15 protein-coding genes and 1 pseudogene are annotated in these 19,501 nt (G+C 59.9%); 4 read left to right on the forward strand and 12 right to left on the reverse strand.

The window, feature by feature from the left end; genetic code table 11:
• Positions 1 to 52 precede the first annotated feature (52 nt).
• Positions 53 to 880: a helix-turn-helix transcriptional regulator gene (locus ACVWZP_RS06535; protein ID WP_046383340.1), complete on the reverse strand. Its 828-nt coding sequence runs from the start codon at positions 878 to 880 to the stop codon at positions 53 to 55.
• Between the two features lie 257 nt (positions 881 to 1,137).
• Here ACVWZP_RS06535 and ACVWZP_RS06540 point away from each other — a divergent pair, with 257 nt between their 5' ends.
• On the forward strand, positions 1,138 to 1,410 hold the full coding sequence (locus ACVWZP_RS06540) for a DUF1652 domain-containing protein (protein WP_017845703.1): 273 nt from the start codon (positions 1,138 to 1,140) through the stop codon (positions 1,408 to 1,410).
• Between the two features lie 92 nt (positions 1,411 to 1,502).
• Here the strand turns inward: ACVWZP_RS06540 and ACVWZP_RS06545 are convergent, their stop codons facing one another.
• Entirely contained in the window at positions 1,503 to 3,947 is a 2,445-nt protein-coding gene (locus ACVWZP_RS06545) for a UvrD-helicase domain-containing protein (RefSeq protein WP_457369577.1), read from the reverse strand.
• 218 nt (positions 3,948 to 4,165) lie between these two features.
• Here ACVWZP_RS06545 and ACVWZP_RS06550 point away from each other — a divergent pair, with 218 nt between their 5' ends.
• Positions 4,166 to 4,861 carry a pirin family protein gene (locus tag ACVWZP_RS06550; protein ID WP_198864401.1) on the forward strand — a complete coding sequence of 232 codons (696 nt, stop codon included), beginning with the start codon at positions 4,166 to 4,168 and terminating at the stop codon, positions 4,859 to 4,861.
• A gap of 55 nt (positions 4,862 to 4,916) precedes the next feature.
• On the opposite strand, the gene pgm is transcribed toward ACVWZP_RS06550, so the two are convergent.
• The 4 genes from pgm to ACVWZP_RS06570 form a co-directional block, all read right to left on the reverse strand.
• Positions 4,917 to 6,563 (reverse strand): phosphoglucomutase (alpha-D-glucose-1,6-bisphosphate-dependent), encoded by a 1,647-nt coding sequence (pgm, locus tag ACVWZP_RS06555; protein ID WP_457369578.1) that lies wholly within the window; start codon positions 6,561 to 6,563, stop codon positions 4,917 to 4,919.
• Between the two features lie 104 nt (positions 6,564 to 6,667).
• The gene (locus ACVWZP_RS06560) at positions 6,668 to 8,074 is read right to left on the reverse strand and encodes an aminotransferase-like domain-containing protein (protein ID WP_457369579.1); all 1,407 of its coding nucleotides are present in this window, start codon (positions 8,072 to 8,074) and stop codon (positions 6,668 to 6,670) included.
• Between the two features lie 36 nt (positions 8,075 to 8,110).
• Entirely contained in the window at positions 8,111 to 9,547 is a 1,437-nt protein-coding gene (locus ACVWZP_RS06565) for a hypothetical protein (RefSeq protein ID WP_301556243.1), read from the reverse strand.
• Between the two features lie 705 nt (positions 9,548 to 10,252).
• Positions 10,253 to 11,275 (reverse strand): zinc-dependent alcohol dehydrogenase family protein, encoded by a 1,023-nt coding sequence (locus tag ACVWZP_RS06570; protein ID WP_017845697.1) that lies wholly within the window; start codon positions 11,273 to 11,275, stop codon positions 10,253 to 10,255.
• 269 nt (positions 11,276 to 11,544) lie between these two features.
• Here ACVWZP_RS06570 and ACVWZP_RS06575 point away from each other — a divergent pair, with 269 nt between their 5' ends.
• Positions 11,545 to 12,459 carry a LysR substrate-binding domain-containing protein gene (locus ACVWZP_RS06575; protein ID WP_046383335.1) on the forward strand — a complete coding sequence of 305 codons (915 nt, stop codon included), beginning with the start codon at positions 11,545 to 11,547 and terminating at the stop codon, positions 12,457 to 12,459.
• A 98-nt stretch (positions 12,460 to 12,557) separates the two neighbouring features.
• On the opposite strand, the gene ACVWZP_RS06580 is transcribed toward ACVWZP_RS06575, so the two are convergent.
• The 3 genes and pseudogenes from ACVWZP_RS06580 to ACVWZP_RS06590 all read right to left on the reverse strand — a co-directional run bounded on the left by ACVWZP_RS06580 (position 12,558) and on the right by ACVWZP_RS06590 (position 14,974).
• Positions 12,558 to 13,307 (reverse strand): hypothetical protein, encoded by a 750-nt coding sequence (locus ACVWZP_RS06580; protein WP_046383334.1) that lies wholly within the window; start codon positions 13,305 to 13,307, stop codon positions 12,558 to 12,560.
• A 6-nt stretch (positions 13,308 to 13,313) separates the two neighbouring features.
• Entirely contained in the window at positions 13,314 to 13,862 is a 549-nt protein-coding gene (locus tag ACVWZP_RS06585; protein WP_457369580.1) for a putative toxin, read from the reverse strand.
• A 218-nt stretch (positions 13,863 to 14,080) separates the two neighbouring features.
• Positions 14,081 to 14,974 (reverse strand): annotated as a pseudogene (locus tag ACVWZP_RS06590) (DMT family transporter).
• Between the two features lie 382 nt (positions 14,975 to 15,356).
• On the opposite strand from ACVWZP_RS06590, the gene ACVWZP_RS06595 reads away from it, so the two are divergent.
• On the forward strand, positions 15,357 to 16,277 hold the full coding sequence (locus ACVWZP_RS06595; protein ID WP_017845651.1) for a LysR substrate-binding domain-containing protein: 921 nt from the start codon (positions 15,357 to 15,359) through the stop codon (positions 16,275 to 16,277).
• Positions 16,278 to 16,285: 8 nt separating this feature from the next.
• Here the strand turns inward: ACVWZP_RS06595 and cptA are convergent, their stop codons facing one another.
• The 3 genes from cptA to ACVWZP_RS06610 are packed head-to-tail and all read right to left on the reverse strand — an operon-like array spanning position 16,286 to position 19,501.
• Entirely contained in the window at positions 16,286 to 18,019 is a 1,734-nt protein-coding gene (cptA, locus tag ACVWZP_RS06600) for a phosphoethanolamine transferase CptA (protein ID WP_052735788.1), read from the reverse strand.
• A 4-nt stretch (positions 18,020 to 18,023) separates the two neighbouring features.
• Positions 18,024 to 18,767, reverse strand: a complete 744-nt coding sequence (locus ACVWZP_RS06605; RefSeq protein WP_017845649.1) for a nucleoside/nucleotide kinase family protein — start codon at positions 18,765 to 18,767, stop codon at positions 18,024 to 18,026.
• The gene (locus ACVWZP_RS06610) at positions 18,767 to 19,501 is read right to left on the reverse strand and encodes a nucleoside/nucleotide kinase family protein (protein WP_026139859.1); all 735 of its coding nucleotides are present in this window, start codon (positions 19,499 to 19,501) and stop codon (positions 18,767 to 18,769) included. Before ACVWZP_RS06610 ends, ACVWZP_RS06605 begins: the two co-directional genes overlap by 1 nt.

Here is a 19,501-nt window from a genome sequence, read left to right on the forward strand (position 1 = left end):
TGGGCATTACACTACGAATCCGCGAATGAAAAACCTGTCGAACATGACAGGTTTAACCCACATCTTTTTTATTGCCAGTTGATCTAGCCGACTCGCCCTCAAAGCGCCCTTTAATGTAAGCCTTCGGCGTCAGGCCGGTGTGCTGGCGAAAAGCGCTATAAAACGCCGATAACGAATTGAACCCCGCCGCATAGGCCAAGTCGTCCACGCGTATGGGCGGCCTGGCTTTATCCAGCGCAGCCAGCAAATGCACGAGCCGAGCCTGATTGACATAGCGATAGAAGGTTTGCCCGAGGACTTGATTGAGCAAGTAGGAAATCTGATTGCGACTGTAACCGCACTCCTTGGCAACCCGTTGCAGGTCCAACTCCGGGTCCAGGTAGGGTTGTTGCTGCTGGAAGTAGTGCTGCAGGTCGTTGGCCATATGCCCCAGTTGCTGGGGCGACAGGCCCAGGCGGCTGACGCTCGGGCGCGTGGTTTGGGGGCTGTGCTCATGCACCAGTGACGCATATTCGTTGACCCGCCAGATCAGCCCGTCGCGCACGGTGATGGCCTCACTGGTACGGAACGATACCAGGCCCTGCCCGCCGCGCAGGGTGATGCGGTACTGGATGAACGCGGTGTCGCCATCGGCGCGAATGCGGTCCATGTGCTCGATGGCCTCGTCGGGCCCGCGCGGCATGCTGGCTTGCAGGTACTCGCGCAGCTCGGCGTAGCCGACGACGCGGTTCTGGAAGAAGTCGTGGTACTGGATGTGCGGATGGTAGTAAGACATCACGCCATCCAGGTCGCGATGACGCCAGCACAGGTGGTGGCGCGTCACTAGCTCGCGCGTGGCGTGGGTGTGCTGGCAATCATCGTCCGCGGCGGTGTGGGGCATGCATGGCTCTACGACGGGTAAAAGGTGGAGGTTGCCGAATTTCAGCGCTGCCATCAATGGCCGACGGCAACTTCTGACTAATGGCCTTTTGCCCAGCCTTTAGCAAGACATGACACACGTCAAGCTATAGGAAAAGAACCGCCGAACGGGGCGAAAAAACTGCCCTTGCATTTATGAACGAATGCTATTTTTACACTCTCACTCGCTGTGACCAGTGACGGTCATGGCCCCCTGCCGCGAGCTAAAGGAAGCGCTCAATGAACAAGGTGGGCAACATGAACAAAGTGACATTCCCCAACGCCTGCCAGCTGATGCGCTGGCATTTCCATCCCATGGGCTTCGAAGGGAGCATGGACGCTCCCGGCAGTATGGTCGCGCGTCTGTTCGACCGCGCCAGCGGCGAGACGCTGATCGCCATCGCTGGCATCCCCTGCGCCACCGTGATGAATGCTACCGATGTAGAGCGCATCATCGAAGCGGTGGAAGCGGAGCTGGAGTGTTTTGTGCCGCCGCATTTGTTAAGGGCTTGAACACGACCAGCGGTGCGCCAGTCGAGCGGTCTATCGACTGATGCACCGCTATTGCGGGCAAGCCCCTACATAGGGCCTGTGCCAGACAGTGCTTAGCGCTGATCGTCAAAGAACGCTTTCCTGGCGTCGACCCGCTCCGAGGCCTTCGGCACATTCACGGCCTGACCCTCGGGTTTTTCCACATACCAGTAGCAATGGCTGACCGCGCGGGTAATGCCGACATACGCCAGGCGCAGCACTTCGTCTTTTTGCGCGTTGTCGTAGGGTTCGGTGTCGCCGGCCTTGCCCAGGCCCGCCATGCGGTACACCTGGTTCTTGTACGGCGAACGGGTGACATGCTGGCAATCCCCAAGCAGGAACACCGCATCCGCCTGCAGGCCTTTGGCGCTGTGATAGGTCAATTGCTTGAGCCTGCGCGCCGCGGGCGGCAAGCTAGAATCCACATTAACTACAGATTGAATATGATCATTAATCAATAACTTATCGCTACTTTTTCGATACAGCATTAACACCGAATCGCCCTTTTGATAGTGCTCCTGCAGGCGCCGGCCCAAGGCCGCATCGTCGCGTTCCAGTACCGTAACGGGCACCAACGCCTTGGGTATGCCGCTGGCCTTGGCCTTCTTGCCGGGGATCGCCGGCGCGGCGCGCACAATGTGTTCGGCGGCATCGATGATGTGCTGATGGCTGCGATAGTTCTCGCCGAGCATGACGCGGGTGGTACTCGGTGCCGGGAATTCCTGGTTGAACTGCATGAAGTACTTCGGCGAACTGCCGCGCCAGCCATAGATCGACTGCCAGTCATCCCCTACGCACAGCAGTGACGAATGCTGGGCGCCGCGTCCTACATGCATGGCTGGCCCACGGCTGCGGATTTCACGCAGGCTGGCGCGCAGCCAGGAGACGATCTGCGGCGAGACGTCCTGGAACTCGTCGATCATCAGGTGTGACAGCGGCCGCAACAGGGGGTCGCTGAGCAACTTGAGGTTTTCCGGGGTGTTTTCGCCAAACAGCGAGAACATGCGGTTGTAGGTCATGATCGGCGGCGACTGGTCGAGCAGATGGTCTTCCAGGGCTTTCCAGAAAATGCTCAAGGCCTCGAAGAAGCCGCGGTCCGGATCGTCTTTGGCGAAACTCATCTGGCCCACGGCACTGGGCACGTCCAGACCGAGGTTCTCGATGAAACCTGCGGCCATGACAAAACAGTCCAGCAACGGCGCCGACGCCAGCTCGCCTTTGACCTTGTAATCGAACCCCGGCCCCGCACTGGCGTCACCGGCCAGGCTGCTTAAAAGACGCTTGGACGACTCGTAACTATCGATCCATATCAAAGGTTTACGGCAGAATGCTTGAAACAGGGTGCGCTTTACCGCCCATTCCGCACGCACCGACAGCTTGGCATTGGGGCGGCTGAGCTGGGCGTTTTCCCGCGAATCGAAGCCCAGCACGACCCAGGCATCCAGCTCGGGAATATAGCCATGGCAATGGAATTGCGCGCCATTGATCTCCACGGTCTGGCGACTCGGCTCGATCCCTTTGATCGGCCAGGCGCCCGCGCGAAACCACAGGTCTTCAATCACGTCACACAGCTCTTCATCGCGCTTGGCGGCCAGTTCTGTCACGGCAATGCGCTTCTGCACGTCCGGGTGATCACGCTCCAGCTCCTTGAGCTGCAAACCATGGCGCGCCAGCGGTGCAATCAGTTCGCGAAAGCGCGCGTGCTGGCCGTACAGCCGGTGGTAGCAGGCGTTCATCTGCTGGCGTTGCGCCTCGTTGAGGCGCAGGTCGAACGGGTTGCTGTCTGCGTCCTCGAAGCCCGCACTGAGGTTCTCGAACGCCTGCAGCCGCTCGAAGCCCGGCAGGCTGCGCACCATCGGCAGGATGCGCGAGTGAAAGGTCCGCACCACGGCCTGAGCTTCTTTGATATCAAGGGGTTGCCCCCACAAGCTGAGCACTTCCATGAGCTTGTTGATGAAGTCCTTGCGCGACTCACGGGTGAACGTCACCACGGTCATCGAGCTCAGCTCGAAACCCAGGTAATGGGTGAGCAGCAGGATACGCAACACCAGCGAGGTGGATTTGCCCGCACCGGCACCGGCGATCACCGAGGTGGACGGCGTGTCGCTGAAGATCATCTTCCATTGGGCGGCGCTGGGCTGCGCGTGAGCCGGCAGCAAGCGTGCCACATCGGCCTTGATGCGTTTTTTCAGATCGGCCGTGAGGGGCAGCCGCCAATCATCGAACAGGTTGTCATCCACCCCCGGCGCACGGTGTTCTTCCGGGCGGAAGTCGCGAATCAGCAGGACCTGCCGGCCTTCTTCGATGCCGTCGGCCTTGCCCTCGCGATAGCCGTACTCCACACCCGCCTCGTGCCCACTGCGAAAACCGTCGGCCTGCCCATGCAGCCAGGAAAACCGGTGTTGTGCGCGCAAGCGGGTCAATCCATGCCCGAACAAGCGGGCGGCGAGCCGTTTCAACCATGGCATTTCGGCCAGGGGGCGCAATTCAGGGGGCAGATCAGGCTTTTGTTGCGGCACGCGGACTCCTGCGATGAGCTGGGTGTTGACGAGTGCGCCATGGTCGCCGGAATCGCCGCGCAGTTCCAGCCAATTGCTTTGCCGTCATGCAGTTAGGCGATGAAGTGAAAGTCAAAACATCCGAAACCAATCCAATTGATCGATAGGAATAAGGCATTTTTTACGCTTTTTATCGATCATGCACTGTTGGATGATGACCCCATCAACTGGAGACGATCATGCTCGAATTACGACCTTTCACCGCCCTGGGCGGCGCCCATCATGGCTGGCTTGACGCCCATCATCACTTTTCATTCGCTGAGTACCACGATCCCCAGCGCATGCACTGGGGCAACCTGCGGGTCTGGAACGACGACATCATCGCGCCCGGCACCGGGTTTCCCCAGCACCCGCATCGCGACATGGAAATCATCACCTATGTGCGCGAAGGTGCCATCAGCCATGCCGACAACCTCGGCAACAAGGGCCGCACCGAGGCGGGTGACGTGCAGGTCATGAGCGCCGGCACCGGGATTGCCCACAGCGAATACAACCTGGAAGCCACCCCCACCAAGATTTTCCAGATCTGGATCATCCCCAACGAAGCCGGCCTGCCGCCGTCATGGGGCGCCAAGCCGTTTCCGAAAGGTGACCGCGAAGGGTTTGTGACCCTGGCCAGCGGCAAGGCCGGTGACAGCGAGAGCCTGCGCATTCGTGCGGATGCGCGCCTGGTGGCGGCCAACCTGAAAGCCGGGGAAACTGCCGAATACCGCCTGGACAGCGGGCGTCGCGCCTACCTGGTGCCGGCGACGGGGGTGATTGAGATCAATGGCTTGCGCGCACGCGCGCGCGACGGTGTCGCGGTGGAAGATGAACAGCTGTTGCGCGTGACCGCGATAGAAGACAGCGAGATCGTGCTGGTCGACCTGGCCTGATCTCGAGGCGAAATATAGGCGCGGGCTGACCCGCGCCTATATTGACTGAGGCGTGTCAGCCAGCGCTGATTGCACCGTCAACCAGTACCTGCGCCTCTTGCACCAGTTGCTTGAGGTGATCTTCACCGATGAAGCTCTCGGCGTAGATCTTGTAGATGTCCTCGGTGCCCGATGGCCGTGCGGCGAACCAGCCGTTTTCGGTCATGACTTTCAAACCGCCGATCGCCTGGTTGTTGCCCGGCGCATGGCTGAGGATCTGCTGGATGCGCTCCCCGGCCAATTCGGTGGACGTCACCTGCTCCGGCGACAGTTTGCCCAGCAACGCCTTCTGCGCCGGGGTGGCCTTGGCGTCGACGCGAATCGCGAACGGTTCGCCCAGAGCGTCGGTCAGGCCACGGTAGATCTGGCTGGGGTCCTGGCCTTTGCGCGAGGTCATTTCTGCCGCGAGCAGCGCCGGGATCAAACCGTCCTTGTCGGTGCTCCACACGGTGCCGTCCTTGCGCAGGAACGAAGCGCCGGCGCTTTCCTCACCGCCAAAACCCAGCGAACCGTCGAACAAACCGTCGGCAAACCACTTGAAGCCGACCGGCACTTCGTACAGGCGCCGTCCGATGCGCGCCGCGACACGATCGATCAAGCCGCTGCTGACCACGGTCTTGCCCACGGCCGCATCGGCGCGCCAGCCGGGACGGTTCTGGAACAGGTAATCGATGGACACGGCCAGGTAATTGTTCGGCGCCAACAGGCCGCCGGACGGGGTGACGATGCCGTGGCGATCGTGGTCCGGGTCGCAGGCGAAGGCCACGTCGAAACGTTCCTTGAGTCCGATCAAACCCTGCATGGCGTAGCTGGACGACGGGTCCATGCGGATCTGTCCATCCCAGTCGACGCTCATGAAGCGGAAGGTCGGATCGACTTCGGTGTTGACCACGTCCAGGTTCAAGCGGTAGTGCTCGGCAATCGCCGACCAGTAGCGCACCCCGGCGCCGCCCAGCGGATCGACGCCCAAACGCAGGTCGGCGCTGCGAATGGCGACCATGTCGATCACATTGATCAGGTCGGCCACGTAGCTGTTGAGGTAGTCATGGCGATGGGTGGTGTCGGCTTTGAGCGCCTGGGCGTGGGTGATGCGTTTGACCCCGGCCAGCCGATTGGCCAGCAGCTCGTTGGCCTTGGCCTCGATCCATTTGGTGACGTGGGTATCGGCCGGACCGCCGTTGGGCGGGTTGTACTTGTAGCCGCCGCTTTGCGGCGGGTTGTGGGACGGCGTGATGACAATGCCGTCGGCCAGGCCGCTGGTGCGACCGCGGTTATAGCAGATGATGGCGTGGGAAATGGCCGGGGTCGGCGTGTATTCATCGCCCTCGGCGAGCATCACATGCACACCGTTGGCCGCCAGTACTTCCAGCGCGCTGGCCCCCGCAGGCGTCGACAATGCATGGGTGTCGAGGCCGACGAACAACGGCCCGTCGATACCTTGGGCTTCGCGGTACAGGCAGATGGCCTGGCTGATGGCGAGCACATGCCATTCGTTGAAGCTCAGTTCGAACGAGCTGCCCCGGTGCCCGGAAGTCCCGAACGCGACGCGCTGGGTGGAGATCGCTGCATCAGGCTGACCGGTGTAATAGGCCGTAACCAGTCGCGGGATATCTACCAGCAACTGGGCTGGCGCCGGTTTGCCCGCAAAAGGACTGATTGTCATGCATAAACCTCGGAAAGAAGGATTCGGAAAAAATGACAGTTTACTGAGAGTTGGACTGCCGCGCGATGTTATAGATCCCACGCCAGCAAGAGATTTTTCACACGCTAGGCGCTCTGCGCCTGCAACAAGGCCTGCGCCAGCGCATCCAATGCCGCGTCCAGGTTCGGGTGCCCGTTGAACGCATGGCTCAGCCGTAGTTGCTGATGATGCAAGCCACTGAGGCTGAACAATTCCCCCGGGGCAATCACCACCTGTTGCGCCAGCAGGCGCTGGAACACCTGGCGCATGTCCACCGGCGCCGACGCGTGCAGCCAGAAACTCGCCCCGGCCAGCGGCATGCGGTAAGTCACCCGCCCTGTCAGGCGCTGATCCAGGCGCTGGCTCATGGCGTCGGCCTGTTCACGCAGGCGCTGGCGCAATGTCTGCAGGTGCTGGTCCAGCCGCCCGCTTTGATACAGGTGGGCAATCGCGCGTTGGCGGATCGACGACAGGCGAAACGAACGCAGCAGGAACTGGCGCTGCAGCTCACTGCTCAGGTGGCGTGACAGTACATAGCCGAACGGGGCTTCGGGGCCGAGTACTTTTTCGAACGACGAAAATACAATCAGCCGTTCGGGGTTGACCTGATTGCGCAGCGCCGTGTGGTTCTGCGCAAAACCCAACTCGCCAAAGGTGTCATTCTCCAGCAGCCAGCAGCCATATTCTTCGAGCAACTGAGCCACCCGCAAGCGCTCATAGTTGAGCATGACGTTGCCCGACGGCATGCCCACCACCGACGACAGCAGCACCAAGTGGACGGGCTCATGGCGCAACAGGTGTTCGAGCCGCGCCAGGTCCAGGCGACCGTCGACCTGCCAGGGCAACTCAATGACGCGCACGCCGGCAGCCTGCAGCAGGCGCAGTATTAACCAGTCGCAGGGGGACTCGACCAATACCGCGGCGCCCTTGAGACCCAGTACATCAATGAGTATTTCCAATACACCGCGCAGATCGGCACCGATGTAGACGTCATCGGCCTGCCAGCAGCGGGTCGGCGATGAGGTGTAACGCGCCGCCAACGCGGCGCGCAGCTCCCAGACGCCGCAAGGCTGCGACCAGGGTTGCAGCTGGCGTGGGTGGCGGCGCACCAGTTGGCGTTCGAGCATCAGCAATGCGCCGTCCAGCGCTCCCAGCAGCGCCGGTTCATCGCCGCTGAGTACCACCATTCCGGGCCGCCGCGCCGCCGCATACAGGCGCTCCAACAGATCGGCACCCGCCGCCATCAGCGGATTGGCTGCCACGGGCCAGGCGAAATAACCCGATTTGGCCACCGAATACACCCGCCCTTCCTTTTCCAGCAGGGAGTACGCGTATTGAATCGTCGAGATCGACACATTCAGGCGCGTCGCCAACTGCCGCAAAGAAGGCAGTTTGACGGGCATGTCCAGGCTGACTTCGTTGATCAGGTTGATCATGTAGCGGTACACCGCCTGGTAGGCGAAATCCGCCTGCCGCTCACCTCGCAGGTTCATGACTGTCTACCTGGACGCACACACCGACGCACCCGCCTAGCGCCCGAACAACTGAAACGCCCGCGCCTCGGCGTTGGTCTGCAGGCGTGCGGCCCGGCGCTTGCGCGCATCGGCGCCCTGTTCAACCGCCAGCGGGCGCTTGCGGTAAAGGTGCTGGAGCAGAGGCAGCGGCAAGCCGCTGGTGTCGATCGCCCATTGCTGCAGCATGTCGGCTGCCGGCTTGCCCTGGAGCACCTTGTGCAACTCGGGGAGTGCCACCAGCATGCCGGGATGGCATTGACGCAGGTAACCCTCCAACCGCTCACCATGATGGATGAAGGGCGAGAACAGCAAACAGGTCAATTGGGCCTCCTCCAGGCCAAAGAACTCTTGGGCGTAGGCCGTCGACTGCACACGCCCTTCCCCACCGCAGGCCTCTGCGATCAAATGTTCAGGAATTTGCCGGTGACACAGGTAGTCCATCGCCTGGCGCAGAAAACCCGCCACGCCGTCCTCGTAGGACAGCTCGCGCAGGCACTGGGCCTGCACCCCGCGCAGGTGAGCCATCAGCAGCGGGTTGGGGTAGGCCGGATGACTGAAGTGAAAACCAAACGGATCGGGGACGTAGCCCAGGAAGTCGCTGAGCAGAGGGGTTGAAGCAACGTCGACGTTATTAAGCAGGTCGGCGATACCAATGTAGGCCAAATGGCGGTGCCCACCCCGGCCGGGGCTCTCATGGGCAACGTATTGCTCGCCATAGAGGTCTTGATAACAGCCGTTGCTCCACTCCTCCATGCGCGCGAACAACCCGGTGAGCGAGGCCGGCTTGCCCGGCGCAGTGCTGACGCCGGCCGCTTGGGCCGCCTTTTTCAACCACGCCAGGTACTGGCTCTGCTTGCGCGGCGAATCACCGCTGACCAGCGCATGCACCCCTCCGTTCCAGGTGGTGACACGCTGGTAGAAATCCCCCAGGGACAGGTAAGTATCGTTACACAACGTCGCGCGAATATCCCCGGAGGTCAGGTGCCCCACCATCAGCATATTGCGCTGGCTGACCTCCCGGCCCGCACCTGAGGCCGGGCGCTGGTGGTTGAACGGCTGCACTACCTGGTTTTCCACCATCAGCAGCTCGACCCGCGGGTCGTCGTGGAAAAACAGTGTGCTGTAGCCATGCTGCAGGCTATCAAGCGTGGCCTGGGTCATGCCGGCATGTCGGAGCGTCGCCACACGCAAGTTGAAAGTCCTGGGCGCGCGGCCCGCGATAGTCAGTTGCGCCGCACGCAGCAGTGCCAGGGTATAGCTGCTGACTTCGCCGCCCCCATGGGCAACCAACACTTTGTAATCGCCCACTTGTTCCATGCCGCCGGCAGCCACGACAATTCGCTGAATCAATAATTGAAGTGCAGTACGTTCGGCGCGCGTGAAGTGCCCGACCAAACGTTGCAGAACTTGCTGATAAACATAGTTCATGGCTTGTTCGTGAATTGCGCTCATAGTTCTACTACCTGAGTTGAAATATCAGTTCCAAGTAACTGCCGAGGTTATTTGCTCGACCCATTAGATGCGTAGGAATGTCGTCACACCGCGTGGCGTAACGATAAATAAACCTTAGCACGCCGTAACAATTCGACAGGGAACGCCAATTGTGTGCCCTTCGCGCCGCCTCTCCTTGAGACCCTTGCGCCAGGGCGTCCTGGCTACCCTAGGACCGTTCCGACAATGCCCTACACCGGCTTAAGCAGGAAACTAAGGATGCATCCGACATAAAGAAAAGATCCAGCTCAACCAATCAAACTTCAATAAATTGGAGTTACCTATCCCAACAGCCGCACCCTGTCTCGCAGGCAAGCATCGCGATAATTTAATTTCATATGTATCAGGCCGGAACGTCAGACATTCAATCATTGCTCAATCCTTGAGATGAGAGTGAAGTCACGATTATCGGCACTGGCATAATGATTAACAGATACAGAACGCCGCAAGAAACCAGTTCAGATGGCAATTGGGCAAGCCGTTGATTACGCGCGCACACAGATGCCGCGCTGGAATACAGCGCGGCATCGGGGGGAAAGCTCGTGTTTTGCGGGGCCTGGCGCCCTGATGGCGGCTTAAACGCCGCGAGGGTTAAGCCCTGACAAATGGCGCATTTGCCCCATCCGTTCAGACGCCGGAGTATTCATTTGCGAATACTCCTACAGCTCAAACAGCTTCAACCTGCAATGCGACGCGCTCACGGCACGGGCATTCGTCCATGTAGCGGTGCGCTTCGACGAACTGGCTGAATGGAAACACAGTGGTTTTCAGCGGGACCAGCACACGGTCGGCGGTCATCTGGTTGATGTCGCGCAACGCGCGCTGCAATGCCACTTGGTCCTGGGCGATGCCCAGCTCCGGTTTGCCGGTGAAGTTGCCGATGCAATGCACAAAGAACTGAATATTCTTCTGGAACGCCGCACAGGCCGGGAATGGCGTCTGGTTGCCACCTTGCAGGCCATACAGCACCAGGCTGCCACGCGGCGCCAACACATCACCGAGTAACGACATCTGCGGGCCGCCCAAGCCATCGAACACCACGTCAACGCCGCGATTATCGGTGAACTTGTTGATTTGCATGAGCAGGTCCTGCTCTTCGGTGACGATGACCTTTTCCGCCCCGAGGGACAGCAGGTACTCGCGCTCCGCGCTGTCCTTGGTCGCGGCAATCACACGCACACCCAAGGCCTTGCCCAGTTGCACAAAGGACGGGCCGGCGCAGTGGCTGGCGTCGGTCACCAAGGCAAACTGGCCGGGTTTGACCCGCGCCAAGTCCACATATGCAAAATATGCAATCAACAGCGGCGTGTAATGCACGCTGGCTTCGATCGGGCTCAATACATCCGGATAACGGGTCAACGCCGAACGGGGCAGGACGATTTGTTCGCCATACACCGGGTAATCATTGGGGCTCTCGGCGGGAAAACTGGCGACTTTATCGCCCACGGCCAAGTCATCCACGCCGTCGCCCAGGGCTACGACCACCCCGGCCATCTCGTGGCCAAGGCCGGACGGCAAACGTGCATGGGAAGACGCCAGGTTCTGGCGCCACAAAATGTCATACCAACTGATGCCAATTGCCTCGACTCGTACCTGCACTTCGCCCGGTGCAGGCTGCGCGGCTGCATGCTCTTCGCACTTGAGCACCTCAGCCGGACCAAACTTGTGAAAACGGATCGTGCGGGACATCGCAAACCTCGTCAAAGTAACCTCTATTGCCCTGAACTCTATCTGGGCTTTCCGGGTAAGACCACCGGTCGCCGTTAATAGTCGACATGTCTGTCATTGATTCCGCGACTGAGGAATAGACCTCAACTATCGTAGGAAAACTCAATTAGCCGGTGCAGAGTACCAGCCTTTCCCCGTAAGATTCATGCCGGTCATGCTCCGAGCATGGAGATCATAGGGATCATGTATGGCCGCTCTCGTCAAGTTTACAGACTCATCCAGGACACAAGATGAACCGTAACGACCTGCGTCGTGTCGACCTTAACCTCTTGATCGTATTCGAAACCTTGATGCATGAGCGCAGTGTGACCCGTGCCGCCGAGAAATTGTTCCTCGGCCAGCCGGCCATCAGCGCGGCACTGTCGCGCCTGCGCGGTCTTTTCGATGACCCGCTGTTTGTGCGTACCGGGCGCAGCATGGAGCCGTCGGCCCGCGCCGTGGAAATTTTCGCCCTGCTGTCCCCGGCCCTGGACTCGATTTCCACCGCCGTCAGCCGCGCCGCCGAATTCGACCCGGCCACCAGCACCGCCGTGTTCCGCATCGGCCTGTCGGACGATGTCGAGTTCGCCCTGCTCCCCCAACTGCTCAAACGCCTGCGCGCCGAAGCCCCCGGCATCGTGCTCGTCGTGCGCCGTGTCAATTACATCCTGATGCCCGGCCTGCTCGCCTCCGGCGAAATCTCCATCGGCGTCAGCTACACCGCCGAGCTACCGGCCAACGCCAAGCGCAAGGTACTGCGCCGCAGCCTGCCGAAACTGCTACGCGCCGACAGCGTGCCCGGTGCCCTCAGCCTGGACGACTTCTGCGCCCGCCCTCATGCGCTGGTGTCGTTTGCCGGGGACTTGAGTGGGTTTATTGACGAAGAACTCGAAAAGCTCGACCGCAAACGCCATGTGGTGTTGGCCGTGCCGCAATTCAACGGCCTGGGCACCCTGCTTGCCGGGACCGACATCGTCGCCATCGTGCCAGACTACGCCGCCGAGGCCCTGACCGCGGCGGGCGGCTTGCGCACCGAGGATCCACCACTGCCGGTGCGCTCGTTCGAGTTGCACATGGCGTGGCGGGGCTCGCAGGACAATGATCCGGGTGAGCGTTGGTTGCGGTCGCGGATTCAGATGTTTTTTGGCGATCCTGAGAGTCTTTAGGCGTTGTCGGGCAGGCTGTTGGTCTGATCAGCCTTTCTACAAACCATGGAGCCCCATTCACCTGCAGCCTGAGCAGCTGGTTGTGCCGCACGCAGCGATCAATCAATGGATGGCTCAGTTTTTATCAAGAAAAAATCTTCTCGAAACAGACGCTTAAGCTCACCCCGGCGTTTTGAGAACAGTGAGAAGTTACTTGCCACATCCTGGATATTCTCTGTGACCGTTACAAGATAGCCCTTATTAAGCTTTTCAATAGGAAAGCCTGCTGCAGCAATCCGCTCAAAATCGACCTCTTCAGCGAACTCATCGCCGTAGAACATGGCCCAACCCATATTCGGCACGTCCGGGTTCAAAGCTGACTTGAATGAGCCGATCTGAAAACTATTATTTTTCTCATGAGGGCCGAGTTCGGGTTCACTGAAAAGGTGCAGCATTCCAAGTTGAGGAGGAAAAATTTCACACCATGTTTTGAAGAGTGAATACCAATCGACTCTCTCGCTACTGGCCGAGCGATAGCTGATTGCGCCTGGAACCACCTGCCCCCGGGCGTTGCGCGCAGTATGAACAACGCTCCCAGAGCCTTTAACCTTTTTTTTTCTCCGCCAGGCAAAGTCTTGGTAGAAGTCCGACAATGCGCCATTAATCCGTATGGCCGCCTTGGACGCCCAGCACGCCTCACTCGCGGCCATGCCCATGAAAGACTCCACGAACTTATCCGCGTTGTGCGACACCTGCTCTGGAACCAGTACGCCCCCATCCCGGCTTAACGACGCAATGAACGCCTCTCCAACGCCCCATCCAATAGTTTCAGACTTCGTCCTGATTGCGATCTGCACGTAAGGCTTCATATGTCTTCAAAATCTCGTCAATTCACGCGTGACAGGATTGTATCTATAAACCTCCCCCCCCGTGCTCTCCACCTGGCGCATCACCTCCCTCGAAATACCATTTGTTCTGGAGCTGACCACAATATTCAAGGGTTGGCTGGTATCGAGTGCGACCTTGACCTGCGCACGCAACTGGTTGGACATTGAAAGATTGAGTACATTCTTGATCTCCAACATCCCCCCTACGTTCTTCCCCCACATATCAGGAATCGTTGTTACTTTTGCGCCGTTAGCCAGCTCGACAGTTACCAGGCTGGTATTTTTCACCCCGCCCATATCATCAAAGGCACTGATGACTTGCCGTTCAAACTCAATGCCATTTTGGCGATTGAGGGTAATCTGGGGCAATTTGCATGGCCCAGTGTTGTGGACCCAGGTCTTCAGCTTGCCAACATAGAACGTATGCCCGATATCAACTGTCAGGTTGAACGTTTTACCCACCGGCTGGAACAGCTCCAGGGACTGGACCCGAGTCGAGACGTTTTCGCTGGCGCCGTCTCCCAGCGACTGCAGCAAGTCGCCAGGCTTGAGATTTGAATCGCCCCGGATTCTCTAGACACCTTGCAAGCGCGCGCGCCAGCCTTGATTGCCAGGTCGAGCATGCTCAACCCATCATTGACCATTCGACGCTCACGAATGCCCGTGCGCGATTCTATCCATTCGGGCGTGGTATCCAGGCCGCTGGAAATTTGCTGATTGTCAATTATCTGAGGCGCGTGGTGTCACGCGCGGCCCTAGTTCGCTTCCTGACGCGGGGCACGGCCCAGCGACCAACCAAAATTCATGCCCGCCGCCGCCAGCAGGATCGCGCTCGCGCCAAGCACTTGCAGGGTGCTGAGCGGACGGGCGAAGGCAACCCAGTCGACCAGGATGGCGACGATCGGGTAGATGAACGACAGTGCGCCAACCAGCGCCGTGGGGATTTTCTGGATGGCGCTGTACAGCAGGGTCGACATGAGCCCGGTATGGACCACGCCGATAATGATCAGATATGTCCAGGCGCCCTCGACCGTATCGACCCTGCTGAAATCCACGAACGGGGCCAGGACCACCACGCCTACCACCATCTGGATCAGCACGATCAGGTGCGCAGGCAAGTCCTTGAGACGCTTGGTGATCGCCGCCGCCACGGCATAGAAGAAGGCCGAAGCCAGGGCCAGGCAGACGCCGAGCAAGTAGTCGGCACCGGTGGCCTGCCCACTGCCCTTGGCGGACACGATCAGCATCAGCCCGGCGAAGGCCAACAGCAGCCAGCCAACCTTGGCGGCGCTGAGGCGTTCAGCGAAAAACAGCACCCCCAGACCGACCAGCATGAACGGCTGAACGTGGTAGACCACCGTGGCAATGGCGATAGAGGAATGTTTGTAGGCGCTGAATAGCAGCACCCAGTTCAAAATCAGCGCCACCCCGCCCAGGCATACCAGAATGAACTGCCGGGCGCTGATCCGGGAGCGGCGCAGCACCCCAAGCACCTAGCACGTGACCAGCATCGCCAGGGCACCGAACAAACAACGCCAGAACACCACGGCCTCCGGGCTCTGCCCCGACATGATGACGAACCAGCCCACCGTGCCGGAGATGACCATGGCCGAGATCATTTCGAGCGTCCCACGGGATTGCGACTTCATCACTCACTGCTTCCTTGCCGCCGACATTGCCGTAACCTAAGCCGCCATTCGCGGAGGTTGGTTCGGCAAATCAAATTTTATAACGAACTAACGATCTCGCACGCCGTTAGTACACATCCGCGTTGCCCGCAAAAAGTTGACGTAGTAAGTCTTTTTCAGAGCTTCCGTAACAGCGATCGCTCACCATTGTTGCGAAAACGGTAACTAGGCATTCCAGAAAGCGCGATGGTGCCACTGAAAAGCACATGCTAAGTTTCGCGCCGCGTAACAATTTGAAATATTTTCTATGGCCTGAGTGCGTCTAGCTCGACCATCAGACACTCTTAGCTCAACTTTCCCGGCACTGCCATGCGCCAACTTGCACGGCAGTTGAAAGGCGCCCATGAATCGAAATGAACTGCGAAAATCCGACATCAACCTGATGGTCATTTTCGAAGCGCTCATGCAGGAACAAAACGTCACCCGCGTCGCCGAAAAAATGTATTTGGGCCAGCCAACCGTCAGCACAGCACTGGGACGGCTGCGAACGCTGTTCAATGACCCCCTGTTTGTTCGAGTAGGCCACCGCATGGAGCCCACTCGCCGCGCCGAAGAAATCATCCGGCATCTGTCGCCAGCGCTGGATGCCATGGCCACGGCGCTCAGCCTCGCACACCAGTTCGATCCGCTGGAAAGCTGCCTGACCTTCAAGATCGGCCTTTCCGACGACGTCGAATTCGCCCTGCTGCCGCCCTTTCTGGCGGCGCTGCGCGATGAAGCCCCCAACGTGGTCGTGATCATCCAGCATGCCGACTATTGGCGCATTCCCGACCTATTGGCGTCCGGCGACATCACCGTCGGCATCACCGAGACCCGTGAACTGCCCGCGAATGCCAAGCGCAAACTGCTCAGACGCGTCGAACCACGCATCCTGCGCGCCGATAACGCTGACGCACCTTTGACCCTGGACGAGTTCTGTACCCGCCCCCATGTTCAAGTCTCTTACACGGCCAATATCCACGGTATCGTCGATGAATGCCTGGCTAAAATCGGCCGCGACCGCAAGGTGGTACTGTCGATTCCGCAGTTCAGCTCGCTGCCGGCGGCCCTCAACGCGACCAATCTGCTGGCGAGCTGCCCCGACTACGCGGCGAAGGCGTTGCTGGGGTGGGGCAATTTGCGCGACGAACCCTGCCCGTTCGAGGTGCCGGCACAGGAGTTGTCCATGGTCTGGCTGAGCCTGACTGACAACGACCCGGCCGAGCGCTGGTTGCGCACCCGGCTAGAGCAGCACATGGGCAACCTGGCCGCCACTGCTGCTTAGCCGGCAACTCAAGGTGCGCTGCCCAGCGTGTTGAAGTCACGCAATTTGGCCGGCTGGCGCGGATCACCAATCAGTAGCTGACCTCGCTGATAGGCCGGGTTGACGATGCTTTTCCACGGCTCGAACGTGTCGAAGCGCAACCCTGCCAGATCCGCCCACGTGTGGATGAAGTGCGACGTGGTCCACTCGCGATGTAATGCATCGCGCAGATCGAGTGGGTTGTCCTCTTTCCAGCTCGGCGAGCGCCATACCAGGAAAGGCACGGTGTACATTGGCCGTGTCGGCGCCTCTTCATTGCGCCCCAGCATGTGCGGGGCCACCGGGTCGTACACCGACTCACCATGATCTGACAGATACACCAGGAAGCCATGCGGGTTGGAGCGCTTGAAGCGATCAATCAACGAGCTGACCACGTAATCGTTGTAGAACACGGCATTGTCATAGTCGTTGTATTTGCGCAGCGTCTTGTCCGTGATATAGCGCGGTACCTCGGCGCTGTCCTGGAACCGCGCGTAGCCGCTGGGAAACCGGTAGCGGTAGTTCATGTGGGTGCCCAGCAGATGCACGACGATCAGCTTTCGCGGCGCCTTGTCCTTGAGAACCTGGCTAAACGGCTCCAGCACGTCTTCGTCGTATTGGCTGGTGGAATTCTGATTCCGGTTGTTGTTCAGGTAGACCTGCTCGTCCGCCTGCTTGGAAAAGGTGGTGAGCATGGTATTGCGCTGGGTCATGGTCTGCTGATTGGTGATCCAGAACGTTTTGTAACCAACCTGCTTCATCATGCTGATCAACGAAGGTGTCGTCAGGTACAGGTCCGGGTGCTCCTGGTCGGCAAAAGTCAACACCTGCTGCAGCACTTCGATGGTATACGGCCGCGGCGCCACTACCTGATCAAACACGTCGAGTTCGGGCCGCAAGGCATCCAGCTGTGGCGTGGTCTGGCGAGTGTAGCCGTACAGACTCATGCGCTGGCGATCAGTCGACTCGCCGATAACCAACACCATTGTCGCTGGCTGCCCGGCATGGGCATCCACTTGATGCTGCAAGGGTGCAATGGCTTTCCAGCCCTCGAACATATTCGCCATATCGGCCAATTGCTGACGGTACTGCGTGTAGCCAATGACCATCTGCCAAGGCGATGCCGACTGCAGATTCTGCTGAAACTTACCGATGCGCATGTCCAGGTCGCCACGCTTGCGGTACTCATGGAGGGCTGAGTAGCCCACCGATGCAAAGGCAATCAGCAGGCACAACACCACCTTGGCACGCCCCGAGAACGCGACGGGGCGAACCCTGGACCATAACCCCAGCGCGATGACGGTATAGGCCACCAGCACGGCCAATTTAGACCAGGAGAAATACTGGGAAATATACTCACTGGACTCACTCATGTTGGACTCGAACATGATAAAGATCGCGCTTTGCGAAAACTCCTGGCCATAGATCAGGAAGTAAGCCAGCGCAGTCAGCGAGCACATCCACAACACCAGCCCTATCAACCCGACGATGGGCCGCGTCCAGCGCGGAAACAGCAATGGCGGGATCAGCCACAGCAGGCTTGCCGCGCTGGCTTGCCAGAAGCCGTCAAGGCCGGCGACATCGGCATGGTAGATCAACCACTGCAGGGGGCCGGAAAAATACCAGAAAAACAGGTACATGACGGCCAGCGAGCAGGCACTGGAACGGCGCAGGAGCGGCGTGCCAGAGGCATTCGCAAAGGGCTGGGCGCCGAGATGGGGCATAGGTTTATTCAACGCGTGTAACCTGCGGTTCAAGAGATGAGGAAAAGCCCGGGGTCTCACTGACCAGTGTTTCGATGAGCTGACGGCAAATGGCATGTACCTGGGCCTGCGGCAAGCCCGCATCGACCTCGACCACCCGCGCCCCGGGGAACGTCAAGGCCGCGGTGGCGGCCACCTTGCGCTCGATCAGGGCTAGGTCATGGTCGGGCTTGCGCGCCCAGGCCGTGTGGGCGTCCACATTGAGCCGGATGACCAGCGTGGGCGGTATCTGGGCCATCTCGATGTAGAGGTCGCGCTCACGCCGGGCCAGCAACGCGGTTAACCAACCAGTGGCATGGGCGGCCGACAAGCCAGGGCCATCGTTGAGCCCGGCGATCTGCGCCTGCGGGTAGCGGTCACAGATCACCAGCCGCCCGCTCTCGCGCACATGCAGCATGTGCAGGAAACGACGCCAGCGCAGCCTGCCGAACAGGTAGATGACCGCAGCCGTGACAGGCCCGGGAATACGCTCGCCGGGCGTTCGAGCCCGACTGGCCTTGGCGGACAGATGCCGCTCCAGCATCGCGCCTATCCACGGCAACTGCCGAATCTTCAACCCCAGCGCCCCGGAGCCCAGCCCCAGGTAGGCATATTGGCTATTGGCAATGACCGAGCACAGGTAGTGCGCCGTGGTGGTCTTCCCGGCACCGTCCGGGCCGATGATGGCGACCAACGGCGCCAGGCGCCGGAAGGCGCTACGGCTGGCCATTACACGGCGCGCTGGCGGGCCAGGCATGCGTTGATGGCATGCTTGGCCTGGTCGATGACGGTATCCAGGGGCTGGGTACTGTCCAGATCAATGATCGGACTGCCCTGGTATTCCAGCTGCGGCACCAACGCGATTTTGGTGGCCAACGACGCGTAGCGGTGATCCGGTTTGCGCTTGTAGGCCGTTTCCAGATCGACATTGAGCCGAATCACCACGTCAGGGCGATAGCTCACCATGTAGCAGTACAGCAAGCGCTCGCAACGTGCCAGGCAGCGCACCAGCGCATTGCGATGCGGTACGCCACTGAGGCCCGGGCCATCGATCTTCATTTTGGCCACGGCAATTTGCGGAAAGCGATCGGCGATCACCGCAACACCCTGGCGTCGCAGCGACATCATCTTCTGATAGCGCCGCCAACGCCGTACGGACAGCAGAAAAATCGCGGCCGCCGCCAGGGTACTCGGCGCCTCGATCGAGGTTCGCGACGCTTCGCCTGGCGACACTGTTTTCGGCGAGTTTTTGGCAATCAGACGCTTGAGTACGCCCCCCACCATCGGCAAGCCCACCAGTTTCTCGCCCAAGGCCTTGGATTGGATGCCCAGATGGCAGCTTTCAACCTGTCCGGACTCGCGCATCCACGCCAGGATAGCGTCGGAAACAGTGGTCTTGCCCGCACCATCGCAGCCTACAAAGGCGATCACCGGTGCTAGTTCGTTCTCATGGTTCATCGACAT

The organism is Pseudomonas sp. TE36184 (assembly GCF_054060055.1).